Annotated in this window: 16 protein-coding genes; 10 read left to right on the top strand and 6 right to left on the bottom strand. The window is 73.6% G+C overall.

The genetic code is table 11. The annotated features are described in order from the left end of the window. Positions 1-125 precede the first annotated feature (125 nt). Entirely contained in the window at positions 126-1,481 is a 1,356-nt protein-coding gene (locus tag D9C15_RS16295; protein WP_127999105.1) for a class II 3-deoxy-7-phosphoheptulonate synthase, read from the top strand. 8 nt (positions 1,482-1,489) lie between these two features. Here D9C15_RS16295 and D9C15_RS16290 read toward each other — a convergent pair whose 3' ends face one another. Continuing rightward, on the bottom strand, positions 1,490-3,022 hold the full coding sequence (locus D9C15_RS16290) for a sigma 54-interacting transcriptional regulator (protein WP_127999103.1): 1,533 nt from the start codon (positions 3,020-3,022) through the stop codon (positions 1,490-1,492). Positions 3,023-3,260: 238 nt separating this feature from the next. Between D9C15_RS16290 and D9C15_RS16285 the strand changes: the two genes are divergently transcribed. From D9C15_RS16285 to alr, 3 genes are all read left to right on the top strand, one after another. Further along, entirely contained in the window at positions 3,261-4,565 is a 1,305-nt protein-coding gene (locus tag D9C15_RS16285; protein WP_127999101.1) for a D-amino acid dehydrogenase, read from the top strand. 116 nt (positions 4,566-4,681) lie between these two features. Next, entirely contained in the window at positions 4,682-6,070 is a 1,389-nt protein-coding gene (locus D9C15_RS16280) for an alanine/glycine:cation symporter family protein (RefSeq protein ID WP_127999099.1), read from the top strand. After that, entirely contained in the window at positions 6,067-7,206 is a 1,140-nt protein-coding gene (gene alr, locus D9C15_RS16275) for an alanine racemase (RefSeq protein WP_127999097.1), read from the top strand. Before D9C15_RS16280 ends, alr begins: the two co-directional genes overlap by 4 nt. Before the next feature lie 70 nt (positions 7,207-7,276). Here alr and D9C15_RS16270 read toward each other — a convergent pair whose 3' ends face one another. Continuing rightward, entirely contained in the window at positions 7,277-10,765 is a 3,489-nt protein-coding gene (locus D9C15_RS16270) for a pyruvate carboxylase (RefSeq protein ID WP_375138796.1), read from the bottom strand. An 8-nt stretch (positions 10,766-10,773) separates the two neighbouring features. Then, on the bottom strand, positions 10,774-13,308 hold the full coding sequence (locus D9C15_RS16265; RefSeq protein WP_127999095.1) for a glycogen/starch/alpha-glucan phosphorylase: 2,535 nt from the start codon (positions 13,306-13,308) through the stop codon (positions 10,774-10,776). Positions 13,309-13,385: 77 nt separating this feature from the next. On the opposite strand from D9C15_RS16265, the gene D9C15_RS16260 reads away from it, so the two are divergent. From D9C15_RS16260 to D9C15_RS16240, 6 genes are all read left to right on the top strand, one after another. Then, positions 13,386-14,327, top strand: a complete 942-nt coding sequence (locus D9C15_RS16260) for a pseudouridine-5'-phosphate glycosidase (RefSeq protein WP_127999093.1) — start codon at positions 13,386-13,388, stop codon at positions 14,325-14,327. After that, entirely contained in the window at positions 14,321-14,788 is a 468-nt protein-coding gene (locus D9C15_RS16255) for a tellurite resistance TerB family protein (RefSeq protein WP_127999091.1), read from the top strand. The genes D9C15_RS16260 and D9C15_RS16255 overlap by 7 nt, the downstream gene beginning before the upstream one ends. Positions 14,789-14,909: 121 nt before the next feature. After that, positions 14,910-15,194, top strand: coding sequence for a hypothetical protein (locus tag D9C15_RS16250; protein WP_127999089.1), 285 nt, complete (start codon positions 14,910-14,912; stop codon positions 15,192-15,194). Between the two features lie 39 nt (positions 15,195-15,233). Further along, positions 15,234-15,398, top strand: a complete 165-nt coding sequence (locus D9C15_RS33430; protein WP_164886746.1) for a hypothetical protein — start codon at positions 15,234-15,236, stop codon at positions 15,396-15,398. 194 nt (positions 15,399-15,592) lie between these two features. Then, on the top strand, positions 15,593-15,868 hold the full coding sequence (locus tag D9C15_RS16245; protein WP_127999087.1) for a hypothetical protein: 276 nt from the start codon (positions 15,593-15,595) through the stop codon (positions 15,866-15,868). Next, positions 15,865-18,330, top strand: a complete 2,466-nt coding sequence (locus tag D9C15_RS16240) for a cation-translocating P-type ATPase (protein ID WP_127999085.1) — start codon at positions 15,865-15,867, stop codon at positions 18,328-18,330. The genes D9C15_RS16245 and D9C15_RS16240 overlap by 4 nt, the downstream gene beginning before the upstream one ends. A 36-nt stretch (positions 18,331-18,366) precedes the next feature. On the opposite strand, the gene D9C15_RS16235 is transcribed toward D9C15_RS16240, so the two are convergent. The 3 genes from D9C15_RS16235 to D9C15_RS16230 form a co-directional block, all read right to left on the bottom strand. Further along, the gene (locus D9C15_RS16235) at positions 18,367-22,164 is read right to left on the bottom strand and encodes a PKD domain-containing protein (RefSeq protein ID WP_164886745.1); all 3,798 of its coding nucleotides are present in this window, start codon (positions 22,162-22,164) and stop codon (positions 18,367-18,369) included. 13 nt (positions 22,165-22,177) lie between these two features. After that, entirely contained in the window at positions 22,178-22,381 is a 204-nt protein-coding gene (locus tag D9C15_RS33425) for a hypothetical protein (protein ID WP_164886744.1), read from the bottom strand. Between the two features lie 88 nt (positions 22,382-22,469). Continuing rightward, positions 22,470-25,967 (bottom strand): ATP-binding protein, encoded by a 3,498-nt coding sequence (locus D9C15_RS16230; protein WP_127999081.1) that lies wholly within the window; start codon positions 25,965-25,967, stop codon positions 22,470-22,472. Positions 25,968-25,971 lie beyond the last annotated feature (4 nt).

The following is a 25,971-nucleotide window of genomic DNA, read 5'->3' as shown; positions in this document are numbered from 1 at the left end:
GGCGCCGGTTCGGCCAGTCTTGCGGCAGGCACGGCCGGCACGGTTGATCGCACGCAACGAGCCGCGCCCTCGTCGCCGGGCGGACAATGCACGCACGCGGCCGCCCCGCCGCCGCGGGAGCAACGATGAACGCCGACTGGTCCCCCTCGAGCTGGCGCACCCGGCCGCTGCGCCAGCTGCCTGCCTACCCCGACCCTGCGGCGCTGGAAACGGCCGAGGGTCAGCTCGCCGCCTGGCCGACGCTGGTGGAGCCGGGCGAGACCGAGGCGTTGCGCGGCCATCTCGCCGCCGTGGCGCGCGGCGAAGCCTTCCTGCTGCAGGGCGGCGACTGCGCCGAGAGCTTCGACGAGCTGGGCAGCGACACGGTGCGCGGCACCTTCCGCGTGCTGCTGCAGATGGCGGTGGTGCTGACCTATGCCGCGGCCTGCCCGGTGGTCAAGGTCGGGCGCATCGCCGGGCAGTTCGCCAAGCCGCGTTCGTCCGACACCGAGACGCTCGACGGCCTCACGCTGCCCTCCTACCGCGGCGACATCGTCAACGGGGCGGCCTTCGACGCCGCCGCACGGCAGCCGGACCCGCAGCGCCTGCTGCGCGCCTACTCACATGCCGCGGCGGTGCTGAACCTGCTGCGCGCGCTGGCGCAGGGCGGCTTCGCCGACCTGCACCAGGTGCACCGCTGGACCACCGACTTCGTGCGCGCCAGCCCGCAGGGCGAGCGCTTCGAGGCGCTGGCCGACCGCATCACCGACTGCCTCGCCTTCATGGAGGCCTGCGGCTTCGACGCCGCACGCACGCCGCAGCTGCACGCGGTGGACTTCTTCACCTCGCACGAGGCACTGCACCTGCACTACGAGCAGGCGCTGACGCGCCGCGACGAGGCCAGCGGCCGCTGGTACGGCGGCTCGGCGCACCTGCTGTGGCTGGGCGAACGCACCCGTGCGCCGGACGGCGCGCACGTGGAGTACCTGCGCGGCATCGCCAACCCGATCGGCGTGAAGCTCGGCCCGAAGGTGGAACCCGACGAACTCTGCCGCCTGCTCGAGGTGCTCGACCCCGAGCGCCGCCCGGGCCGGCTGCTGCTGATCACGCGCATGGGCGCGGGCGTGCTGCCGCAACGCCTGCCCGCGCTGCTGCGTGCGCTGCGCGAAGACGGCCGTGCGCCGGTATGGTGCTGCGACCCGATGCACGGCAACACCGTGACCAGCGCGAACGGCTACAAGACACGCGACTTCGGCCGCATCCTGGCCGAGCTGCGCGACTTCTTCGCCGTGCATGCCGCCGAGGGCAGCCATGCCGGCGGCGTGCATGTCGAGCTGACCGGCGCCGACGTCACCGAGTGCCGCGGCGGCGCGCAGGGCCTGACCGACGCCAGCCTCGCCGAGCGCTACCGCAGCGCCTGCGACCCGCGCCTGAACGGCTCGCAGAGCCTGGAGCTGGCCTTCCAGATCGCGCAGATGCTGAAGGACGGCCGAGGGCGCTGAAGGCGCGGTCAGCGTGTGCCGATGCCGTAGCGCCGCAGCCGCATGGCGATGGCCGAATGCGAGGCACCGAGCCGCTCGGCGAGCTTGCGCGACGACGGGTACTGCGGGTAGAGCCGCTGCAGCAGCGCGCGCTCGAAGCCGCTGACCGCGTCGTCCAGCGTGGCGACATCGTCCAGCGCCACCTCGGCCGGCCCGGCGGCGGCGCCGGCCAGTTCCAGGTCGGCGACGCTGATCACCGCGGCCTCGCTCATCGTGACGGCGCGGAAGATCACGTTCTGCAGTTGCCGGACGTTGCCGACCCACGGGTTCGCGAGCAGCGCCGCCTTGGCGGCGGGCGCCAGCCGCGCGCGCGCTCGGCCGGTCTGCGCGCAGGCGCGCTCGAGGAACAGTTCGGCCAGCGGCACGATGTCTTCGGTGCGCTCGCGCAGCGGCGGCAGCTGCAGCTGCAGCACGTCGAGCCGGAACAGCAGGTCCTGCCGGAAGCTGCCCTCGGCGACCATCTGCTCCAGCGCACGGTGCGTGGCGCTGACGATGCGCACGTCGGCCTTCAGCTCGCGGTCGCCGCCGACGCGCCGGAAGCTGCCGTCGTTCAGGAAGCGCAGCAGCTTGGCCTGCAGGTAGGGCGAGAGCTCGCCGACCTCGTCGAGGAACACCGTGCCGCGGTCGGCCAGCTCCAGCAGGCCGGGCTTGCCGCCGCGCAGCGCGCCGGTGAACGCGCCGGGCGCGTAGCCGAACAGCTCGCTCTCGGCCAGGCTCTCGGGCAGTGCCGCGCAGTTCAGCGCGAAGAACGGCTGTGCGCGGCGGCGGCTGCCGGCGTGGCAGGCATGCGCGACCAGTTCCTTGCCGGTGCCGGTCTCGCCGCGGATCAGGAGCGGCGCATCGACCTGCGCCATTCGCGCCGCGCGCGCCTTGAGCTGCCGCATCGCCGGCGAATCGCCGAGGATGGACTCGAAGCCGCCCGCGTCGTAGTTCTGCAGTGCGCTGAGACGTTCGCCGATGCGGTGCGGCGCGTGCAGCGTGAGCACCGCGCCCGCGACGTCGCCGCCGGGCTCGTGCAGCGCCACGGCCTCGCACAGGAAGGGCTCGCCGCCGAGCTGGATCTCCTGCGCCGGCATGCGCGTGCCGCCGACCAGCGCCGCGGCCACCTCGGCGTCGCCCAGCAGCAGGGGCAGCGAAGCGCCGATCAGCTCGGCCTCGCTGCGGCCGCTGGCCGCCACCGCCGCGGCGTTGGCGACGACCACGCTGCCGCCGGCATCGACGGCGAGCACCGGGTCGGCCTGCGATGCGAGCAGCGCGTCGAGGTACAGCCGCCGCCTTGCGCCGGGCAGCATCGCCAGCGGCTCGACGGCGATCACGCCGGCCACCTGCAGCAGCTCGCGGCGCAGCTGCGCGTAGCCGGCGTCGTCGAGTGCCGGGGCCTCGACGTAGACATGCGGCGGCTCGACCTCGACCGCCGACACGTTCAGCGCCCGGCCGGCCAGCTTGGCCAGGATCTCCTGGGCGATGCCGACGCGGTCGGCGATCTGGACCTCGATGCGCATGGATAGCTGTATGAACTTCAGGACAGTGTAGTCGTTTCGATACAGATGACCCAAGTCATTGTCGTCACGAGGGAATCTTCCGCATCCAGACGTCCGCCGTCACGATTTCCTGACAGACAGGCCGTGGGCGACTTTCGCTAAGTCCTTGATTTCAAAGGACTCGCCGTGCTGGCACGGACGGTGCAAAGAGGACTCCCATCGCGCGCCACGGCGCGCCTCGAATGGCAAGGAAGACGACATGCGCGTGATGGTGCTCGGCAGCGGTGTGATCGGAACGTCGGTCGCGTATTACCTGGCCCGCGCGGGCCACGAGGTGACGGTGGTCGACCGCCAGGCCGGCCCCGCGCTCGAGACGAGCTACGCCAACGCCGGCGAGGTGTCGCCCGGTTACTCCGCGCCCTGGGCCGGTCCGGGCGTGCCGCTGAAGGCGATCAAGTGGCTGCTGATGCACCACCGTCCGCTGGTGGTGAAGCCCTCGCTCGACCCGGCGCTGTGGCGCTGGTGCCTGCAGATGCTGGCCAACTGCAACGAGCGCGCCTACGCGGTCAACAAGGAGCGCATGGTGCGCCTGGCCGAGTACAGCCGCGACTGCCTGCGTGCGCTGCGCGCCGAGACCGGCATCCGCTACGACGAGCGCACGCAGGGCACGCTGCAGCTGTTCCGCACCCAGCAGCAGCTCGACGGCGTCGCGAAGGACATCGAGGTGCTGCGCCGCTCGGGCGTGCCCTTCGAGCTGCTCGATCGCGCCGGCTTCGTGAAGGTCGAGCCGGGCCTGGCCGCGACGCGCGACAAGTTCGTCGGCGCGCTGCGCCTGCCGGGTGACGAGACGGGCGACTGCTTCAAGTTCACGCAGGAACTCGCGCGCATGGCGCAGCAGCTCGGCGCACGCTTCCGCTTCGGCGTGTCGATCCGCGCGCTGCAGCACAGCGGCGAGCGGCTGACCGGCGTCGAGACCGACGCCGGCCTGCTGAGCGCCGACCACATCGTGATGGCGCTGGGCAGCTACTCGACGCGCCTGCTCGCGCCGCTGGGCATCGACGTGCCGGTCTACCCGGTGAAGGGCTTCTCGATCACGCTGCCGGTGACGGATGCGGCGCAGGCGCCCGAATCGACCATCATGGACGAGACGCACAAGGTCGCGGTCACGCGGCTCGGCGACCGCATCCGCGTCGGCGGCACGGCGCAGCTGTCGGGCTTCGACCTCGGCCTGTCGGACGCGCGGCGGCGCACGCTCGAGCATGTCGTGACCGACCTGTTCCCGCACGGCGGCGACGTCTCGCGCGCCGAGTTCTGGACCGGCCTGCGGCCGATGACGCCGGACGGCACCCCGATCGTCGGCGGCACGCGCTACCGCAACCTGTCGCTGGCCACCGGACACGGCACGCTCGGCTGGACCATGGCCGCCGGCACCGGTCGCGTGCTGGCCGACCTGATCAGCGGCCGCGAGCCGGAGATCAGCCTCGACGGGCTGACCGTCGAGCGCTACGGCAAGGCGGCGCACCGCCGTCCGGCCCGCGCGAGCCTGCAGCCGGCCCGCGCCTGACACGCTGACCCCCCGCCCCCGCGACGCCGGCGACCCCGGCGCCGCGGCCGCCGCGCACGCCCCCCTCGAAGGGTGCGGCGCCCGTTCGTTTGCTTCCACCACGAGAGGAGACATTCTTGGAAACGCTCACCGCGATCGTCACGGCGATCAACGACTTCGTCTGGGGACCGCCGATGCTGGTGCTGATCCTCGGCACCGGCCTGTTCCTGCAGGCGCGCCTGAAGCTGATGCCGGTGCTGCGCATCGGCACCGGCTTCCGGATGATCTGGAAGGGCCGCCGCCCGAGTGCCGGCGCGGCCGGCGAGATCAGCCCCTACGCGGCCCTGATGACGGCCCTGGCGGCCACGGTCGGCATCGGCAACATCGCCGGCGTCGCCACCGCGATCGCGATCGGCGGGCCCGGCGCGCTGTTCTGGATGTGGATGACCGCGCTGGTCGGCATGGCGACGAAGTACGCCGAGGTGCTGCTGGCCGTTCACTTCCGCGAGACAGACGACCGCGGCGAGCAGACCGGCGGGCCGATGTACGCCATCAAGAACGGCCTGGGCCCGCGCTGGCGCTGGCTGGGCGGCGCGTTCGCGGTGTTCGGCGGCATCGCCGGCTTCGGCATCGGCAACATGGTGCAGTCCAACAGCATCGCCGAGGTGATGAACGCCAGCTTCGGCGTCTCGCCCTGGATCTCGGGCATCGTGATGGCGGTGCTGACCGGCTTCGTGCTGCTGGGCGGCGTGAAGCGCATCGGCGCGGTCGCGGAGAAGCTGGTGCCGTTCATGTGCGTCGGCTACGTGGCCGTGTCGCTGCTCGTGCTCGGGCTGTATGCCGACCGCATCCCCGAGGCCTTCGCACTGATCCTGCACCACGCGTTCAACCCGACCGCGGCCACCGGCGGCTTCGTCGGCGCGGGTGTGCTGATGGCGATGCGCTACGGCGTGGCGCGCGGCATCTTCTCGAACGAGGCGGGCCTCGGCACCGCCGGCATCGCGCAGGCGGCCGGCCGCACGCGGCACGCGGCCGAGTCGGGGCTGATCGGCATGATGGGTACCTTCATCGACACGCTGATCGTCTGCACGATGACGGGCCTGGTGCTGATCGTCACCGGCGCATGGCACAGCGGCCTGAAGGGCGCGGTGCTGAGCTCCTCGGCGTTCGAGACGGCGCTGCCCGGCTTCGGCGCGAACTTCCTGGCGGTGGCGATCGTCGTGTTCGCCTACACCACCATCCTCGGCTGGGCCTACTACGGCGAGAAGTGCTGGGCCTACCTGGTGGGCACCGTGTCCGAGACGCCCTACCGCCTGGCGTGGACGGTGTTCGTGCTGGTCGGCGCGGTGACGCAGCTCGACTTCGTGTGGCTCGTGTCCGACACGCTGAACGCCTTCATGGCCTTCCCGAACCTGGTGTCGCTGGTGCTGCTGTCGCCGGTGGTCGTGAAGGTCACGCGCGACTACTGGGCCCGGCGCGACATGCCCGCGGCGATCGTGCCGCCGGCCGTCTCCACGCTGCGATGAACACGCCGCACGACGAGGCCTCGGCCGGCGCGATCCTGACGATCGACCTCGGTGCGATCGTCGCCAACTGGCGGCTGCTGCAGGGCCGCGCCGGCCGCGCCGCCTGCGCCGCGGTGCTGAAGGCCGACGCCTACGGCCTGGGCGCCGCGCAGGTCGGCCCGGCGCTCGCGGCGGCCGGCTGCCGGCAGTTCTTCGTGGCCCACCTCGACGAGGCGATCGCGCTGCGGCCGCTGCTGCCGCACGACGCCAGCGTCTCGGTGCTGCACGGCCCGATGCCGGGCAGCGAGCCGGCGTTCGTCGCGCACGGCGTGCGGCCGGTGCTCAACAGCCGTGCCCAGCTCGACGGCTGGCGCGCGCTCGCGCACCGGCTCGACCGCGAGCTCGAGGCGGTCGTGCAGGTGGACACCGGCATGGCAAGGCTCGGGCTCGCGCCCGAGGAGCTGCGCGGCCTCGCCGCCGACCCGCAGGCCTGGGCCGGCGTGCGCATCGGCCTCGTGATGAGCCACCTCGCCTGTGCCGACGAGCCGGCGCATCCGGCCAACGCGGCACAGCGGCGCCGCTTCCAGCTGGCACGGCGGCTGCTGCCCGCCGCACCGGCCAGCCTCGCGAACTCGTCGGGCATCTTCCTCGGCGAGGACTTCCACTTCGACCTGGTCCGCCCGGGCGCCGCGCTGTACGGCATCGCGCCGGTGACGGGCGCGCCGAGTCCGCTGCAGCCCGTGCTTCGCCTGGACGCCCGCGTGATCCAGGTCCGCCATGTCGAGGCCGGCACGGCGGTCGGTTACGGCGCGAGCTGGCACAGCGAGCGGCCGACCCGCATCGCGACCGTCGCCGTCGGCTATGCCGACGGCTGGCTGCGCAGCGGCAGCAACCGCGGCACGGCCTGGTTCGGCGACGTTCCGCTGCCGCTCGTCGGCCGCGTCTCGATGGACACGATCACGCTCGATGCCGGCGCGCTGGCCGAGGGCGAACTGCAGCCGGGCATGGCGGTCACGCTGATCGGCGGCCGCGCCGGACTCGACGCCGTGGCCGCCGATGCAGACTCCATCGCCTACGAGCTGCTGACCGGCCTGGGGCGCCGCTATACGCGCCGCCATGTCGGCGCCTGCCACGGGGCGTCGCCGGTCGCCACCTGAGCGCGCGTCACGAGCGCGCGCCCCATCCGGTCGACCGGGCAGGTCACGGCGCGCCGGGCGGGTCAGGCCCTCAGAGCGGCTTCAGCACCACGATCAGCTCCTTGGCCTGCACTCGGTCCCCCGGGGCGACGAGCACCTGCTCGACCTCGGCGTCGCGGTCCGCGGTGACGTGGGTCTCCATCTTCATCGCCTCGAGCGCCAGCAAGGTGCTGCCGGCACCGACACGCTGGCCCTTGGCGACCGCCACGCTGACGATCGCGCCGGGCATCGGCGCCGCCACATGGCCCGGGTTGCCCGGGTCGGCCTGCGGCCGCGACGCCGCCGCGCCGGCGCTGGCCAGCGCGATGCGCACGGTGCGCGACTGGCCGTTCAGCTCGAACTGCACCTTCTGCGCCGTCTCGCCGTCCGGCGCCACGCCCTGCAGCGCCACCAGCAGCGTCTTGCCGGGGTCGATCTCGACCGCGATCTCCTGCTGCGGCTGCGGGCCGTAGAAGAACACCGGGGTGGGCAGCTGCGAGGTGTCGCCGTAGCGGCGCTGGTGGGCGCAGAACTCGCGCATCTGCTTCGGGTACATCAGCCAGGACGAGAACTGCGCCTCCGACAAGGGCTGTTCGCACTCCTGCTCGGCCTGCCGGCGTGCGCTCGCGAGGTCCACCGGCGCCAGCCGGTCGCCCGGGCGGTAGGGCCCAGGCGGCACCTCGCCGGGCGCGAGGCGCAGGATCTTGCGCGACACCTCGGCCGGGAAGCCGTCCGGCGGAAAGCCCAGCTCGCCCTTGAACAGCGACACCACCGACTCGGGGAAGTTGATCTCGCGCGCCGGGTCGAGCACGGCCTCGGGCGTGAGGTCGCTGGCCACCATCATCAGCGCCATGTCGCCCACCACCTTGGAGGTGGGCGTCACCTTCACGATGTCGCCGAACAGCCGGTTCACGTCCGCATAGGTCTGCGACACCTCGCTCCAGCGCGGCGCGAGGCCGAGCGCGCGCGCCTGCTCGCGCAGGTTGGTGTACTGGCCGCCGGGCATCTCGTGGCGGTAGACGTCGGCCGTGCCGCTGCGGATCTCGCTCTCGAACGGTGCGTAGAAGCGCCGCACGCCCTCGAAGTACATCGAGGCCTCGTGCAGCGCGTCGGCGGGCAGGCCGGGGTCGCGCGGCGTGCCGGCCAGCGCGGCCGCGATGGACGAGAGATTCGGCTGCGAGGTCAGTCCGCTCATCGCGTCGAGCGCACCGTCCACCGCGTCGCAGCCGGCCTCGACCGCAGCCAGCACCGAGGCGGCCGAGGCGCCGCTGGTGTCGTGGGTGTGGAAGTGGATCGGCAGGCCGGTCTCGGCCTTCAGCGCCTTGACGAGCGCCGCGGCGGCGCGCGGGCGGCACACGCCGGCCATGTCCTTGATCGCGAGCACGTGCACGCCGGCCTTCTGCAGCTCGCGGGCGATGCCGAGGTAGTAGTCGAGCGCGTACTTCGGGCGCGCCGGGTCGAACAGGTCGGCCGTGTAGCAGATCGCGCCCTCGCACAGAGCGCCGGTCTCGAGCACCGCGTCGATCGCGACGCGCATGTTCTTCACCCAGTTCAGCGAATCGAACACGCGGAACAGGTCGATGCCGCCGGCAGCCGCCTGCTGCACGAAGTGGCGCACCACGTTGTCGGCATAGTTGGTGTAGCCCACCGCGTTGGAGCCGCGCAGCAGCATCTGGAACAGCAGGTTCGGCACGCGGGCGCGCAGCGCGGCCAGGCGCTCCCACGGGTCTTCCTTCAGGAAGCGGATCGCCACGTCGAAGGTGGCACCACCCCAGCATTCGAGCGAGAACAGCTGCGGCAGCGCGCGTGCGTAGAACGGCGCGATCGGCAGCATGTCGGCCGTGCGCATGCGCGTGGCCAGCAGCGACTGGTGCGCGTCGCGCAGCGTGGTGTCGGTGACGAGCACCCGCTCCTCGCCCAGCATCCACTGCGCGAAGCCAGCCGGGCCGAGCTGCTTCAGGCGATCGCGGGTGCCGGGCGGAATCGGCGACGAGGCATCCAGCTTCGGCAGCACCGGCCTGGGCAGCGGCAGCGCCGGTCGCTCGCGGCCCTTGACCTCCGGGTTGCCGTGCACCACCGTCTCGGCCAGGAAGCCGAGCAGCTTGGTGGCGCGGTCGCGCCGCGCGCTGAAGGCGAGCAGCTCGGGCGTGCTCTCGATGAAGCGCGTCGTGATCTCGCCGGCCACGAAGGCCGGGTGGTTGATCAGGTTCTCGAGGAACTGCAGGTTGGTGGTGACGCCGCGGATGCGGAACTCGCGCAGCGCGCGGTCCATGCGCTGGGTGGTCTCGGCCGCGGTCGGCGCCCAGGCCGTCACCTTGACGAGCAGCGAATCGTAGTAGGGCGTGATCACCGCGCCGGTGTAGGCCGTGCCGGCATCGAGCCGGATGCCGAAGCCGGCCGCGCTGCGGTAGGCGGCGATGCGGCCGTAGTCGGGCAGGAAGCCGTTCTCCGGATCCTCGGTGGTGACGCGGCATTGCAGCGCGGCACCGTTGAGCGCGATCTTCTCCTGCGCCGGCACGCCGGCCGAGGCGCGTGCGTCACCTTCCGGCAACCCGATCCACGCGCCTTCGGTGACGCGGATCTGCGCCTTCACGATGTCGATGCCGGTGATCATCTCCGTCACCGTGTGCTCGACCTGGATGCGCGGGTTCACCTCGATGAAGTAACACTGGCCCGAGTCGGCATCCATCAGGAACTCGACCGTGCCCGCATGCGTGTAGCCCACCGAGCGCATCAGGCGCAGTGCGCTCTCGCACAGGGCGGCGCGCTGCGCGGCATCGAGGTAGGGTGCAGGAGCGCGCTCCACCACCTTCTGGTTGCGGCGCTGCGCGGTGCAGTCGCGTTCGTGCAGGTGCACCAGGTTGCCGTGCAGGTCGCCCAGGACCTGCACCTCGACGTGCCGCGCGCGGCGCACCAGCTTCTCGAAGTAGACCTCGTCGTTGCCGAAGGCCGCCAGCGCCTCGCGCCGCGCCGCCTCGAGCGCGCCGGGCAGGTCGGCCGCCTTCTCGATCACGCGCATGCCGCGCCCGCCGCCACCCCAGCTGGCCTTGAGCATCACCGGGTAGCCGATCACCTCGGCCTCGCGCTGGCAGGCGGCCAGGTCGTGCGGCAGCGGCGGCGACGCCGGCATCACCTGCACACCCGCGCTCACCGCGGCATGGCGCGCGGCGACCTTGTTGCCCAGCACGCGCATCACCTGCGGCGAGGGGCCGATCCAGCGGATGCCGGCGGCCGCCACGCTCTCGGCGAACTCCGGGTTCTCGGAGAGAAAGCCGTACCCCGGGTGGATGGCGTCCACCCCCGCCTGGCGCGCGATGCGCAGGATGTCTTCGCCGTCGAGGTAGGCCGCGAGCGGCTTCTGTCCTTCCCCGACCAGGTAGCTCTCGTCGGCCTTGAACCGGTGCAGGGCCTGGCGGTCCTGCTGCGAGTAGATGCCCACGGTGCGCATGCGCAGCTCGGCGGCGGCGCGCATCACGCGGATCGCGATCTCGGAGCGGTTGGCGATCAGGATCGACGTGATCGGACGGTGCTCAATGGCCATGGGCGCTCCTACTGCAGCACGCTGCCGCGCACGTCCTCGCGCGTCAGCAGCTTCACCGCCACCGGCCTGACGTTCCAGATGCGCTTCGCGTACTCGTCGATCGAACGGTCCGACGAGAAGCCGCCCGAGCGCGCGGTGTTCAGGATGGACATGCGCGCCCAGCGCTCGGGGTCGCGGTAGGCGGCGTCCACCTCGGCGTGGCAGGCCAGGTAGGAATCGAAATCGGCGAACAGCATGTACGGGTCGTGGTAGGTCAGGCCGTCGAGCAGCGAGCGGAACATCTGCGTGTCGCCGCGGCTGAAGTGGCCGCTGCCGATCAGCTCGAGCACCGCGCGCAGGCGAGCGTTGCGCGCCACCCAGTCCTGCGGCCGGTAACCCGCGGCGCGCAGCGCCTCGACCTCCTCGACCGTCATGCCGAACAGGAAGAAGTTCTCCGGCCCGGCCGCCTCGCGGATCTCGATGTTGGCTCCGTCCAGCGTGCCCACGGTGAGCGCGCCGTTCATCATGAACTTCATGTTGCCGGTGCCCGAGGCCTCCTTGCCGGCGGTGGAGATCTGCTCGGACACGTCCGCGGCCGGGTACACGTCGTGTCCCGCGCTGACGTTGAAGTTGGGCAGGAACACCACCTTGATCAGCCCGCGCACCGCCGGGTCGGCGTTCACCACCTCGGCCACGGCGTTGATCAGCTTGATGATCAGCTTGGCCGCCCAGTAGCCCGGCGCGGCCTTGCCGCCGAACAGGAAGGTGCGCGGCGCGATCACGAGCGACGGGTCCTCGCGCAGGCGGCGGTACAGGTCGACCACCTGCAGCACCGCGAGGTGCTGGCGCTTGTACTCGTGGATGCGCTTGACCTGCACGTCGAACAGCGAATCGGGGTCGAGCGTCACGCCGGTGCTGCGCTGCGCGCGCGCCGCGAGCACACGCTTGTTCTCGCGCTTGATGTCGCGCCAGCGCGCGCGGAAGGCCGGGTCGTCGGCCAGCGGCTCGAGGCGCTTGAGCTGCGTCAGGTCGGTCAGCCAGCCGGGGCCGATGGCCTCGTCGATGAGGCCGGCCAGGCGCGGGTTCGACAGCGCCAAGAAGCGCCGCGGCGTCACGCCGTTGGTGACGTTGGTGAACTTCTGCGGCCACAGCGCGTGGAAGTCCTTCAGCACGTCGCGCTGCAGCAGCCCGGAATGCAGCTCGGCGACGCCGTTGATCGTGTGGCTGCCCACGCAGGCCAGGTGCGCCATGCGCACGTAGCGCTCGCCGTGTTCGTCGATCAGCGACAGGCGCGCGAGCAGGCCGTCGTCGCCCGGGAAACGCGCGCGCACCTCGTCGAGGAAGCGCGCATTGATTTCGAAGATGATCTCCAGGTGCCGCGGCAGCACCGCGCGGAACAGCGGCAGCGGCCAGCGCTCCAGCGCCTCGGGCAGCAGGGTGTGGTTGGTGTAGCCGAACGTGCGGGTGGTGATGGCCCAGGCGTCCTCCCACTCGAGTTGCTGCTCGTCCACCAGCAGCCGCATCAGCTCCGCCACCGCGACGGCCGGGTGCGTGTCATTGAGCTGGATCGCGAACTTCTCGTGGAAGCTCGCCAGCGGCAGGCGCTGCGTGCGCATGATGCGCAGCATGTCCTGCAGCGAGGCCGAGACGAAGAAGTACTGCTGCTCCAGGCGCAGCTGCTTGCCCTGCAGCGTCTCGTCGTTCGGGTAGAGGATCTTGGTGATGTTCTCCAGCACCGTCTTGCGGTTGACGGCGCCGAAGTAGTCGCCGCGGTTGAAGGAGTCGAGGTCGAAGGCCTCGGGCGCCTCGGCGCGCCACAGGCGCAGCGTGTTCGCGGTGGCGGTGTTGAAGCCGAGGATGGGCGTGTCGTAGGGGATGCCGTTGACCGTGCGGTCGGCCACCCAGCGCACCCGCTCGCGGCCGGTCGCGTCGGCGTAGCGCTCGGTGCGGCCACCGAGCCTGACCTCCACGGTCCACTCCGGCCGCATCAGCTCCCAGGGGTTGTGGTAGCGCAGCCAGCGGTCGGTCTTCTCCACCTGCCAGCCGTCGGCGATCTCCTGCTGGAAGATGCCGTGTTCGTAGCGGATGCCGTAGCCCAGCGCCGGCAGGCCGAGCGTGGCCATGGAGTCGATGTAGCAGGCCGCCAGCCGGCCCAGGCCGCCGTTGCCGAGGCCGGGTTCCACCTCGGCGGCCAGCAGGCTGTCCAGGTCGAGCCCGAGTTCGGCCAGGGCCTGCTCGGCGGCGCCGCGGATGCCCAGGTTGATCAGGTTGTTGCCCAGGTGCGGGCCCATCAGGAACTCGGCCGACAGGTAGGCGATCGTGCGTGCGCCCTGCTTGGTGTAGGCCGCGGCGGTGCTGATCCAGCGCTGCAGCAGCCGGTCGCGCACGGCGTGGGCGAGCGCGAGGTGGTAGTCGGTGCGCGTGGCCAGCGCGGGGAACTTGCCCTGCACGCAGAACAGGTTGTCGAGGAAGGCCCGCTTGAGTGCGTCGGCGCTCAGGCCGGTGCGGCCCTCCTCGTCTTGGTGCGCCGTGCCTACCGGGGCCGGGGTCTGGGGGTGGTTCATCGCGTGACCTCTTCTGTGCGGCTGGGGCCGCGGGGTCTTCGCAAGATCCGCGCCCTGCGGCCGGCTACAGTGCCGCCATGCCCGCGCCCGATGCCCTGCTCGACCTGCACCCCGAGGTGGCCACCGCCGGCGCCGAGGGCCGGCCGGTGGTGGCACTCGAATCGACCCTCGTCTCGCACGGCATGCCCTGGCCGCAGAACCTGGAGACGGCCCGCGCGCTGGAGGACGAGGTGCGCGCCCGCGGCGCGGTGCCCGCCACCTGCGCGGTGCTCGACGGCCGGCTGTGCGCCGGGCTCGCGCCGGCGCAACTCGAGGCGCTGGCACGCGGCGGCCCGGCGCTGCCCAAGGCGAGCCGGCGCGACCTGCCGCTGCTGCTGGCCCGCGGCGCGAGCGGCGCCACCACCGTGGCCGCGACCATGATGATCGCCGCGCGCGCCGGCATCCGCGTGTTCGCCACCGGCGGCATCGGCGGCGTGCACCGCGGCGCGCCGGCCAGCTTCGACGTCTCGGCCGACCTGCTCGAACTCGCCCGCACGCCGGTGGCGGTGGTCTGCGCCGGGCCCAAGGCCATCCTCGACCTCGGGCTGACGCTCGAGGTGCTCGAGACCCATGGCGTGCCGGTGATCGGCGTCGGCACCGACACGCTGCCGGCCTTCTGGACCCGCGACAGCGGCTTCCCGGTGGATGCCCGGCTCGACGAGCCGGCCGACATCGCCCGCGCGATGCAGGCGCAGTGGCGCCTGGGCGGCGGCGGCCTGCTGGTGACGCAGCCGATCGCGGCCGAACACGCCTTGCCGCGCGCCCAGGTGGAGGCCGCCATCGACCAGGCGCTGGCCGACGCCCGGGCCCAGGGCGTAGGCGGCAAGGCGCTGACGCCTTTCCTGCTCGCGCGCATCGCCACGCTGACCGGGGGCGACAGCCTGCGCGGCAACATCGCGCTGGTGCGCGCCAACGCGCGCCTGGCCGCCGCGATCGCCTGCGCCTGGGCCGCGCTCCCGCACGAGGACACCGCATGCTGAAGACGCTCAAGGACCTGTTCGACAGCCTGCGCCCGGCGCCGCCGGGCGCCGATGCGCGCGAGGCCGAGCACCGGCTGCAGCTCGCCACGGCGGTGATGCTGGTCGAGGTGATGCGCGCCGACGCGAGCTTCCACGCCGGCGAGCGCGAGGCGGTGCACGCCGCGCTGCGCGACAAGTTCGCGCTCGGCGACGACGAGGCCGCACGCCTGGCCGAGCTCGCCGAGGCCACGGCACGCCAGGCCACCGACCTGTTCGGCTTCACCTCGCACATCGACGCGGTCTTCGAGATGCCGCAGAAGCTGCGCATGATCGAGCACATGTGGCGCGTCGCCTATGCCGACGGCCACCTGAGCGAACACGAGCGCCACGTGCTGTGGCGCATCGCCGACCTGCTGCACGTGCCGCAGGGCGCCTACGTGAACGCCCGGCTGCGGGCGCAGCAGGAGGCGGGGGCGGCCTGAGGGACCGCCGCATCCCGCGCTCCCTTGCGCTGCGGCGGTACCCGCTCAGACATTCCTAAGTTCCGGCGGCCAGAGTAGACGCACAGTCAGCGTCGACTGGAACCGCCCGAAAGGAATGTTCATGAAGCTCAGCCACATCGGCGTGACGCTCACCCTCGCGGCAGCCGTGGTGGGCACCTCCTCCCATGCAGGCGACCATCGCCGGGAGTCGAAGGATCGTCGCCAGGCCGCCGTCGGCATGCAGGCCATCGCCGTGTCGGCCCGGCCCGGCGAGCCGGGTCATGGCTGGCAGTACTTCTCCGATGCGCGCAAGGCCCGCGCCGTGGTCATCAGCCCGAGTGGCGACTACTACCTCAGCCAGGGAGAAGGACTGCAGCTCGTGTTCAGGCGATCGGCCGCCACCTGACTCCGCGACCCACGACAACCCGACTGCAAGGAACCCGACATGAACGCAGACCTTCGCGATTTCCTCGCACGACTCGCCGGCGCGATCGTGATGACGCTGGTGCCGGTGGTGCTCGTCACGTTCCTGTCGATGCCGATGAGCCTGGGCCGTCATCCCGGCGAACCGCTGCCCGAGGCGCAGGCAGCGGGCCGTCACATGACCTGATGCATCGACTCCACTCGACGATCGGGGCGTGGCGGACGAAGGTCCGATGGCGCCCGGGTCCGGGTGCGCCCGAAGCGCCACGGTGAACGGCCCGCACGCTTGATGCCACTCAAGCGTGCAGAGGTCACCGGCTCCCAGAATCGATCGCGGCTTGGCCCCACCGCGTCGGCGGCCGGCGAGGTCACGGAACCCGGATGACCGCTGCTGAACTGCTCGGATGGCTCTCGGCTGCGCTGCTCCTGCAGCTGGCGGTGGGCGTCGGCATGCTGGTGCGGCGCCGCCGGCCGGCTGCACCCATGCCATCGGCCCGGCCTGGCGTCGAACCACTGCGCTGGCACGAACTGCTGGCCTGCCACGGCAGCCACGAGCACCCGGAGGCCAAGGTGCGCGCGGAGCACCTCGACGAGGGCATCCGGGACTTCCGGAACTGCGTCGAGTGCCACCGGCATCCACGCGTGGAGCCGGAATGAGTCGGCGCACGGTGCCGCTCGAGCGGCTGGCTGGCGTGGGCCTGGGCACGCGGGGCCTGAGCACCGAGCAGGTCGACGCCCGGCGCGGCGACGGGTTCAACGACATCGTGGTGCAGACCGGCAGCGGCTGGCGGGCCATCGCGCGCGAGACGGCACGCGACCCGATGCTCTGGTTCCTGGTGCTGACCGCGGGCCTGTTCGGGCTGCTCGGGCAGATCACCGAGTCGCTCACCCTGCTCGTCGCGCTGGTGCCGTTGCTCGGCATGGATGCCTACCTGCATCGACGGACGTCGGCCTCCTCCGCGGGCCTGGCCAGCCGCCTGGCGAGCTCGGCACGGGTCTCGCGCGACGGGCAGTGGCGCGAGATCCCGTCGCGCGAGCTGGTGCCGGGCGACCTGGTCGAGGTGGTGCCCGGCGAGTACTTCCCCGCCGACGGGCTGCTGGTGTCGGGCACCGGTCTGCAGGTCGACGAATCGACCTTGACCGGCGAGTCGTTGCCGGTGGCCAAGCGCGCCCTCGACGCGGAGTCGCCTCTGCCGGCCAGCGCGTCGGACGAGCACTGGGGGACGGCAGGAACACGCCTGCTGACCGGCACGGCACGACTGCGCATCGTGTTCATCGGCGGCGAGACGCGTTATGGCGAGATCGTCCGCTCCGCCACCGAGGGCAGCCACGCGGCCACCCCGCTGCAGCAGGCCATCGCCGAGCTGGTGGCCGTGCTGATCGGCCTGGCCGTCGTCATGTGCGTCGTCCTGGCGGCGATCAGGCTCTGGCATGGGCATGGGTGGATCGATGCCGTGCTCAGCGCGGTGACGCTGGCCGTGGCCGCGCTGCCCGAGGAGTTCCCGGTCGTCTACACCTTCTTCCTCGGCGTCGGCGTCTTCCGCCTGGCGCGCAGGAACGCGCTGGTGCGGCGCGCGGTGGCGGTGGAGAACATCGGCCGCGTCAGCTGCATCGTGTCGGACAAGACCGGAACGATCACCGCCGGGTCGCTGGTGCTGGCCCATCGGGCACCCGCTGCCGGTGTCGGCGAGGACGCGCTGCTCGAGGCGGCCGCGTTCGCCTCACGGCCGGACAGCGGCGACCCGCTCGATCAGGCCCTGCGCGGCGCGGCAGGCCCGCTGCCGCCGACGACCAGGCTGGCCGACTTCCCGTTCACCGAAGCCCGGCGTCGCGAGACGGTGGTCTTGCGCCGGGGCGGCGCAGACGCGGCGGCCTTCACGAAGGGTGCCCCCGAGACCGTGCTGGCGACCTGTGCGCTGACGGAGAGCGAACGGGCCGGCTGGCTGGCGCGGGTGGAGGAGTACGCACTGTCGGGCCACAAGGTCATCGCTTGCGCCATGCGCCGCATGCCCTCCGGCGCCAGCGTCGACGGCGAACCCCAGGCCGGCTTCGAGTTCATCGGGCTGCTGGCCTTCGAGGACCCGGTCCGCGAGGGTGTCCGCGACGCCGTCGCGGAATGCATCGGTGCCGGCATGCGCGTCATCATGGTCACCGGGGACCATCCGGCCACGGCGGCGGCGATCGCGCGCGAGATCGGGCTCGGCGGCGCTCGGCCGACAGTGGTCGTCCTGGCGCCCGACGACGACGCGGGGGCCCGCCTCGGCGGGCATCGCGACGTGCATGTGGTGGCGCGCGCCACCCCGCCGCAGAAGCTCGCGCTGGTGCAGGCCTTGCAGGCGCAGGGCGAACTGGTCGCCGTCACGGGCGATGGCGTCAACGACGTGCCCGCGCTGCGCCTGGCCGACATCGGCGTGGCCATGGGGGAGCGCGGCACGCGCAGCGCCCGGGAGGTCGCTCCGGTGGTCCTGCTCGACGACAACTTCAGGACGATCGTCGATGCGGTGGCCGAGGGCCGCCAGCTCTTCCAGAACCTGCGGCTCGCGTTTGCCTACCTGCTGCTCGTCCACCTGCCGCTCGTGATCGGGGCGGCCGCGATCCCGCTGATGGGTCTGCCCCTGCTGTTCCTGCCGGTACACATCGTGTGGCTGGAGCTGGTCATCCATCCGACGGCGATGCTGGCCTTCCAGGACCTGCCCTCGGCGGGACCGCTCGCCCCGGCACGGCGCCGTCGCCGGGCGCGCTTCTTCTCGGCCGACAGCTGGTTGGCCATCGTCCTGGTCGGCTCGCTCGTGAGCGTGGCAGTGGTCTGGAGCTACCTCCACGCGCTCGGTGCGGACCGCGACGTCGAGCACGCGCGCGCGATGGCCTTGAGCCTCCTGCTGACGGCCAGCGCCGGCCTCACGACCGGCCTGACGAAGTTGCGCCAGGCCACCGCCCGCTGGCTCGTCGCCGGCACGCTCGCATCGCTCGGCGCGCTGGTCCAGGTCCCGATGGCCAGCCGGCTCCTGAGCCTGCGGCCCCTGCATGCCGCCGACGGTGCCTTGCTGGTCGCCACCTTCGCCGCCTGCGCCGTTCTCGCCCTGGGGGCGGCGGCGAGCCTGGGTCGGCAGCGCGACTGACGCGGGCCTGCGGCATGACCGCCCGGCCCGCGCCGATCAGGGCGAGTCGATCTGCATGGTCCACGCCCCGCTCGCCGTCCCCTCCCCCGCCAGCTCGACGACATAGCTGCCGCTGCCGAAGGTCGCGTCGGCGGGGATCGTGAAGTTCACCGTCGCCGGGCTGCCGGAGGCCAGGGCCACCGGCATGCCGGCGAGCGTGAACACGTCGGTGCGGTTGGTCCAGTCGCCGTTCGGGTTCAGCTTGCGCACACGCAGCGTGCCGGCGAACTGCGGCGTCACGACCAGCGTGTAGGCCTGGCCGCCGGTGCCGGCGAAACTCGCGTAGTCGCGCTCGCCGGCGTCCAGCGTGCCGGCCACGGTGGCACCGTTCACCGCCAGCGCAACCGGCGCCTCGAGGTCCACCAGCGCGGCCGCGAAGCCCACGTCGCTCGTGTTGCCGCCGGGGTGGCGCACGCTGATCGTGTGCACGCCGGCCGCGAGCGGGCCCAGGCCTTCCACCGGCACGGAGGCGGACGAGAGCGACGCCGTGAACTCGCCGCCGTAGTTGCTGAAGATCGTGCTCGGCGCCCACACCGTGCCGGTCAGCGCGTAGGGCGCCGGCGTGGTGGCTGCCAGGCGCAGCAGGTAGCGGCCCGCGGCCGGCACGTCGACCCGGAAGCTGGTCCAGCCGAAGGGCGCGAGCGTGCCGCTGCGCGTGGCGTTCATCGCCACCGTCGGCGGCGCCGGCCGGCGCACGCCGAAGGTGAGGCTGCCGCGCGCGCGCTCGAGCACGTTGGAGTTGGTGCGCAGCGTCAGCAGCGTGGGCCCGCCGACCCGCACGTAGCCCGGCGCCCCACGCAGGTCGATCGGGCCGCTGCCGCTGTTGGTGGTCGACTCGGCCACGACACCCGGAATGTCGGCGAGCACGGCCAGCGGACCGGGCGAGGCCAGCTCGAGCCCGACCAGGTCGGCGGCCTCGAGGTCGAGGCTGTAGCGCAGCACCTGGCCGAGCGGCAGCGTGACGCTGCGTTGCGTCAGCGGCGGCGTCAGCGCCAGCGCCTGCACCGGCGGCGCGCTGTTGACGCGCAGGGTGAACGGCTGGCCGCTGCCGCCGCTGGGCGACGGGTCGACCAGAGCGGTGTGCGGGCCGCTCTCGGCCAGCGTGCGCACCGGGCTCGCCGACGTGACGGTCGCGCCCGAGGGTGCCAGGACGCTCAGCCCCGCGGTGCCGTTGGCCGCCGCGGGCTGCGCCAGCGCCCAGGCGATCGCATCGCCGGCCTCGGCGTCGAAGGCGTAGACGCTCGGCAGCTCGCCGGTGCTGCCGCTCACGTCCGCGTCGCGCGTGATCAGCGTCGGCACGCCGGTGCGCAGCACCACGGTGCCCGGGTTGGCCGTGCCGGCGTTGCGGAACACGCTCAGCACCGGCAGCCCGGGGGCGGTGTTGCGCTGCGCCAGTGCAGTGGTCTGCGCGATCGGGTTGGTGCAGCTCGCGCAGCCGGTGACGATGGTCGCGTTGGCCGGATCCACCTGCACGCCGGCCTGCACGCTCGTGGCCGACAGCATCACGTGGTACAGCCCCGCGTTGGGCCCGGTGGCCGGCGGCTTCACGAGGTAGAGCCGCGGCTCGCCCTGGACGAGATCGGTGATGGTACGCGTGGCGGGCACACCGATCACCTCGGCCGCGGGCCGGGCGAGCGCGAGGTCGACCCGCCCGGTGTTCAGCGTCGTGTTGCTGACGCGCAGCCGGTAGGTGCCGGCAGCGGACACGCCGGTCAGCAGGTCCAGGCCCGGATAGGGCCGGGCCACCAGCTGCTGCGCGCCGCCGGCGCTGGCCAGCGCGATCGAGCCGGCCAGCTGGTTCTGGTTGCCGGTGAGCTCGACCTGGAGCGCGCTGTCGGCCGGCAGCGCGAGGTCGAAGCAGCGCGACTGCTTCGGCGCCAGTTCGACCTGCAGCTCGCCCGGCACGCTGGCCACCGCGATGCTGGAGCAGGCGCCGAAGCTGACCGCCTCGAGCCGGTAGGCGCCCGGCGCATTGCTGCCGGCGCTGATCTCGATCGTGTAGGTGCCGGCCGCGGCCACGCTCGCCTCGGCGAGGTAGGCCGCGCCGGCGGCGAAGTTCTGCCGCCCGGCCACGCTGCCGTCGGGCCGCCGCAACGTCAGCGTGCCGGTGAGGTTGGAGCCCGAGCGCGAGACGTAGAGCTCGAAGCCCGGACCGGCCGGCATCTGCAGCGTGTAGCGGTCGAGCTCGCCGTTGGCCTGCACCGCGTAGTCCTGCTGCCAGGGCAGCGTGATCGCCTCGCCGTCGCCGCCGCCGGCCACCGGCAGCACGCTGACGGTGACGTCCTCCAGCACCCCGGCCGCGCCGCGCAGCACGGTGCGGCCGCGGTAGGTGCCGTTGCGGGCGGTGGAGTCGAGCGTGATGTCCACGCCGGCAGGCATCGGCAGCCGCGCGCCGGCCACCGCCGGGGCGGTGGCGAAGGCTGCCACCGCCGGGGCACGCCGCGTCGCCGGCTCGACCGCCAGACGCACCTTGTGGCGCGGCGTGCCGAGCGGCCCGGCCGCGCCGGCACCGCTGCTGCCGGAGCCGCCGCTGCCGGTGTGCTCGCAGATGTCGCCCGAGTTCTCCTTGCACGGCCCGTTCGCCGTGTCACGGATGCAGCACTTCAGGTTCGGGTTCCACGAGTCCTCGGGGATGGCGCCGAGCCACTGGTCGCAGTTCCACCACGACAGGTGGCCCACGCGTGCGCGCAGCGCCAGCTCGCTGGGCGAGGCGGTGCTGGCCACCACCGTGCCCTGGCCTTCCTGCACCCAGTCGCCGCTGCGCTCGTCGAGCGACCACAGCGGAATGGTGTCGCCCACCTGCACGGGCCGGCCCTCGCGGTGCAGCCCGGTGTAGATCGGGATCTCGATGGTCGCCTGGCGCCCGGGCGCGAGCTGCAGCGGGGCGCCGTTCCTGGTCGGCACGAACTCGACCGTGCCGTAGGACTCGATCAGCCCGCGCGTGCCGGCCGGCCGCAGGCCCTGGAAGCGGCCCGGGAAGGCACGCGGGTCGGCCGCCGGGTCCACCGGCGTCACGGCCACCTGCACCGGGCCCGTCACCGGATTCCCTGCGGCGTCCACCAGCGCGCCGGGCGGCAGCACCAGGCGCGCGCCGTCGCGGCCGGCCAGCGTGCCGCCGGCGGTGGCATCGGCCAGCGTGAGCGCCGCATCACGCGGGTGCAGGCGCACCTCGACCTGCGTGCCGTTCGCGCCGCCGGGCAGCTGCAGCACCTTGAACTGGTCGGCATAGCCCGGCTTGCTGAACTTGAGCGTGCGCTCGGCGCCGGTGGGCAGCTGCAGCGTGGCCTTGCCGTCGGCCGCGGTGCGGGCCGTGGTATTGCTGCCCAGCAGCGCCACCGTGACGCCGGCGAGCACGCCGTCGGCGTCGCTGACCAGCACGGTCGCCGGCGCCGGCGTGCCCGGCGCCGGGCCGGCCGTGACGGTGACGCTGCGCGTGACGCTCGCCCGGCCGCCGCGGCCGTCGTCGACCGTCAGCCGCACGGTGTAGTCGCCCGCGGCAGGGTAGACATGCGCGAGGCGCGCGCCGCCGCCGCGCGTGCCGTCGCCGAAGTCCCAGTGGTGCACCAGCGTGTCGCCATCGGCATCCGACGAGGCCCGGGCGTCCAGCGCCAGCGGCGCACCGGCGGCCACCGTCGCGGCGGCGCTGAAGCGGGCCTCCGGTTCGGTGTTGGCCGGCGGCGGCGGGGGCGGCGGTGCGGGCGGGTTGCCGCCACCGCCGCCCCCGCAGCCCAGCAGGGCCGCGGCAGCGAACAGGGCGGCCAGGTGCGGTCGCAGCGGTGATGGACTCAGGCTCATGGTGCTCTCCTCGTCAGCGCAATCCGGGCGGCGGCGGGGCCGTGCGGCTCCACTGCGCGAGGCGGCGCACCAGCTCGAGCGGGCTGTCCGACTCGAACAGCGGCCGGCCGTCGACGCTGCACACGCGCGCATGCCAGCGCCGCGCCGGGGTCTCCGGCCACAGCTCGATGCGGAACTGCAGCGCCTCGGGTGCGGATCGGTCGGGCTCGGGCTTCATCGCCACCTCGTCGGCGCGATTGCGCGCCCGGCGGCGTTGCGGGAGCGTTGCGGGCCGGCGGCCCGCGGCAACGGCCCCCTGAATCCCCCTAGAACGAAGGGCCTGCGAGGTGGCGGTGGCGCGCCAGGAAGCGCTCGCGCAGCGCGGCGTCGTCCAGCGTCGCGGCCAGGGCCTCGGCCCGGGCACCGATGTCCTCGCCGAGCGCGGCGCGCAGCTCGAGCGCCTCGAGCGGCGGCGCGGCGTCGAGCGCGGCGCGTGCAGCCTCGACCAGGCCCGGCTCGGACTCGCCCAGGGCCCGGTCCAGCCGCAGGCGCAGCGACAGCATGCAGGTCGCGTGCAGGGTGAAGGGCGGCGCCTGCAGCGCCTCGCGCAGCGGCCGCGCCTCGTCCGCGCGGCCGGCCGCGAGCAGCGCGTACGCGCGCCAGTAGGCATGGTCGCGTTCGTCGTAGTGGCTGTGTTCGCCGCTGGTGGGCAGCGCAGCCAGGGCATCGGCCACCACGCCCGGTTCGTCCGGCAGGCGCAGCGCGACGCCGAAGAAATCCACCGCCGCCTGCGCCATCGGGCTCCAGGCCGGCGAGCCCGGCAGCGCGCGGTAGACCGCCAGCGCGGCAGCCGGGTCGCCGCATTGCCAGAGCAGCCGCGCGAGCTGGTACCAGGGCCAGAAGGTGCCGGCGGCACTGCCCAGGCCCTCGAGCAGCGCGACGGCGGCGCGCGCCGCCTGCAGCGCCGCGCCGAGCTCGCCGTTGAGCAGCCGCACCTCGACCTCGCGGCTGCGCAGGCGTGCCCAGGTGGCGGCGTCGTCGCTGTCGGCGAACAGCGCCATCGACCGCGCCAGGCGCGCCTGCGCGCCCGGGCCGTCGCCGAGCGCGACGTGCAGCTTGACGAGGTTGGTCAGCAGCGAGCGCTGCACCGCCACCAGCCCGGCGCGCCCGGCCTCGTCCTGCGCCTGCGCCAGCGTGGCGAGCGCGGCACGGGTCTGGCCGCGCATGTGCAGCACGTAGGCGCGCAGGTTCGCCACATGCGCCACCTGGTCGATGCGGTTTAGCGCCTGCGCGAGCGGCAGCGCGGCGGCGGCGTCGCGGTCCACGCCGTCGAGGTCGCCGCGGGTCATGCCGAGGCCGGCGCGCAGCAGGTGCAGGTCGAGGCGCTGCGCCGGGGCCAGCGCGTCGGCATGGGCCGCCTCGGCGTCGAGCTGCGCGGCGGCGCCGGCCAGGTCGCCCATGCCGTGGCGCATCTGCGCGACGGCGAGCGCCAGGTCGTGGCGCAGCGCGGGCGGCAGCCCGGCCGGGTCGACCGCCGCGGCGGCCGCCGCGCCGGGCGGGAAGTTCTCCGCCAGGTTGTGCGCGCGGATGCGCCAGACCTGCGCCTCGGCGGCCAGCGGCTCGCCCGGCAGCGCCTGCGCCAGCGCGGCCAGCGCGTCGGCCTCGGCCAGGATCTCCGCGGTGGCGTACAGCAGCCGCTGCAGCGCATGACGCGCGCGGTGCGTGGCGGCGCGGCGTGCCGGGTCGGCGTCGTGCTGCAGCGCCAGCGCGTAGTGCGCCAGCGCCTCGCGCCAGGCGAACACCCGCTCGGCGGCCTGCGCCGCGGCGATCCACCACGGCACCGCGGCAGCGGCCTCGCCGGCACCGTGCAGGTGGTGCGCGATGCGGTCGGGCCGGCCACGCTGCACCTCCAGCGTCGCCGCGAGGCGGCGGTGGATCAGCCGGCGGCGCTCGGCGCCGAGGCGCCGCTCGAGCGCCTGGCGCGCCAGTTCGTGCACGAAGCGCCAGGCCGGCCGGGCCGGCTCGGCGCCACTCGTGATGGCGGTGATGACGTCGGCCCCGGCGGCGCGCTCCAGGCCGTCGACGGCCTCGAAGTCCGACAGTGCGGTGGCGCCGCGCAGCTCGTCGAGGCTGAACGGATCGTCGGCCAGCGCGGCCACCTCGAGCAGGCGCTGCGCCGCGGCGCCGAGCCGCTCGAAGCGCTCGACCACCGCCTGCTCCACGCTCGGCGGCACCGGCAGCTCGGCGTAGTCGGCGGTGGCGTCGTCGTAGCGCGTGCTCCAGACGCCCTGGGCGTCGATCGCCAGTTCGCCGACATCGAACAGGTAGCGCAAGGTCTCGAGCAGGAAGAACGGGTTGCCGTCGGTGGCACGCTGCAGGCGCTGCGCGAAGCGTGTACCGCCGGACGAGCCGGACAGGCTGCGCACCAGCGCGAGCGTCGCTTCGGGCGGCAGCGGCTGCAGCTCGAGGCGCTCCACCAGCCCGGCGCGCTCGAGCCGGCGCAGCAGGTCGCGCGCCGCGGCATGCTCGGCCAGCTCGTGGCGGCGCGCGGTGAGCAGCACACGCGGCACCTCGGCCGCGCCGGCGGCGCGCTCGCGCCCGAGGCGGTGCAGCAGCGGGTCGAGCAGATCGAGCAGCGCCTCGTCGGCCCAGTGCAGGTCGTCGATCCACAGCACGCCGCCGGCCGCCAGCACATGCAGCGTGTCGGCCAGCGCGGCGAGGAAACGCCCGCGCAGCGCGGCATGCGCCGGCTCGCTGCGCGCCGGCGCGCCGTCGAACTCGGGCAACAGGCGCGCCAGCTCCTGGCGCGTCAATGCCGGCAGGCCGGCCAGGCGCTCGTGCCCCGCGGCTCCGGCGAGTGCCTCGCGCAGCGCCAGCGCCAGCGCCTGCAGCGGCGCACCCCGCGCCAGCGGACCGAGCCGGACCACCACCCGCGGCTCGGCGCCCTCGGCCGCGGCATCGGCCAGGCGCGACTTGCCGACGCCCGGCTCGCCGACCAGCAGCAGCGCGGCTGCGCGGCTGTCCGCGACGCGCTGCAGCTCGGCCTGGCGGCCCACCAGCGGCGCCTGGAAACGCGCCAGCCCGGCGGAGCCGCTGCGCGCCACCAGCGGCGCCAGCTGCTCGGCCGCACGCAGCTGCTCGGCCAGCGCCACGGTGGCCGGCAGCGGCTCGAGGCCGAGTTCGTGCTGCAGCGTGCGGCGCAGCTGCTCGTAGCGCTCCAGCGCGACGCCGCGTTCGCCCAGCAGCGCATGCAGGCGCATCGTGTCGACCGCGTGCGACTCCTGCAGCGGGTCGTGCGCGGCCAGGCGGCGGCACAGCGCGAGCGCCTCGCGCCACGCGCCGGCCGCCTCGAGCCGGCGCGCGCGCGCGGCCAGCGCCTCGGCCCAGCGGCGCGCCAGGCGATCGCGCGCCTGCGCGAGCCAGTCGTCGAAGGCCGGCGCGTCGGCCAGCTCGAAGCCCTCGAGCAGCGTGGCAGCCTCGGGCAACGGCGCGTCGGAAGCCGGATCGCCGTCCATGCCGGCGAGCTCGGCGACATCGCTGCGCACGTCGGCGGCCAGCGCCAGCGCATCGTCGCCGGCCAGCACCTCGCCCAGCCCGGCCTCGCGCAGCCGGTGCAGTTCGCGGCGCAGGTTGCGCCGCGCCGCCTCGTCGTCGAGCTCGCCCCACAGCAGCGTGGCGAGCCGGGCGCGGGTGCAGCGGCCGTCGACCGCCAGCACGGCCAGCAGCGCGAGCGACTTCTTCACCGGCAGGCGCAGCGCCTGGCCCGCGCGCAGCACGCGCGGGGCACCGAGCAGCTCGATGCGGATCGCTCCATCCTCCCTCATGGCG

Source organism: Piscinibacter defluvii, assembly GCF_004011805.1.
In the GTDB taxonomy this organism is placed as follows: domain Bacteria; phylum Pseudomonadota; class Gammaproteobacteria; order Burkholderiales; family Burkholderiaceae_C; genus Piscinibacter; species Piscinibacter defluvii.
This window is presented reverse-complemented; position numbering and strand designations above follow the sequence as displayed.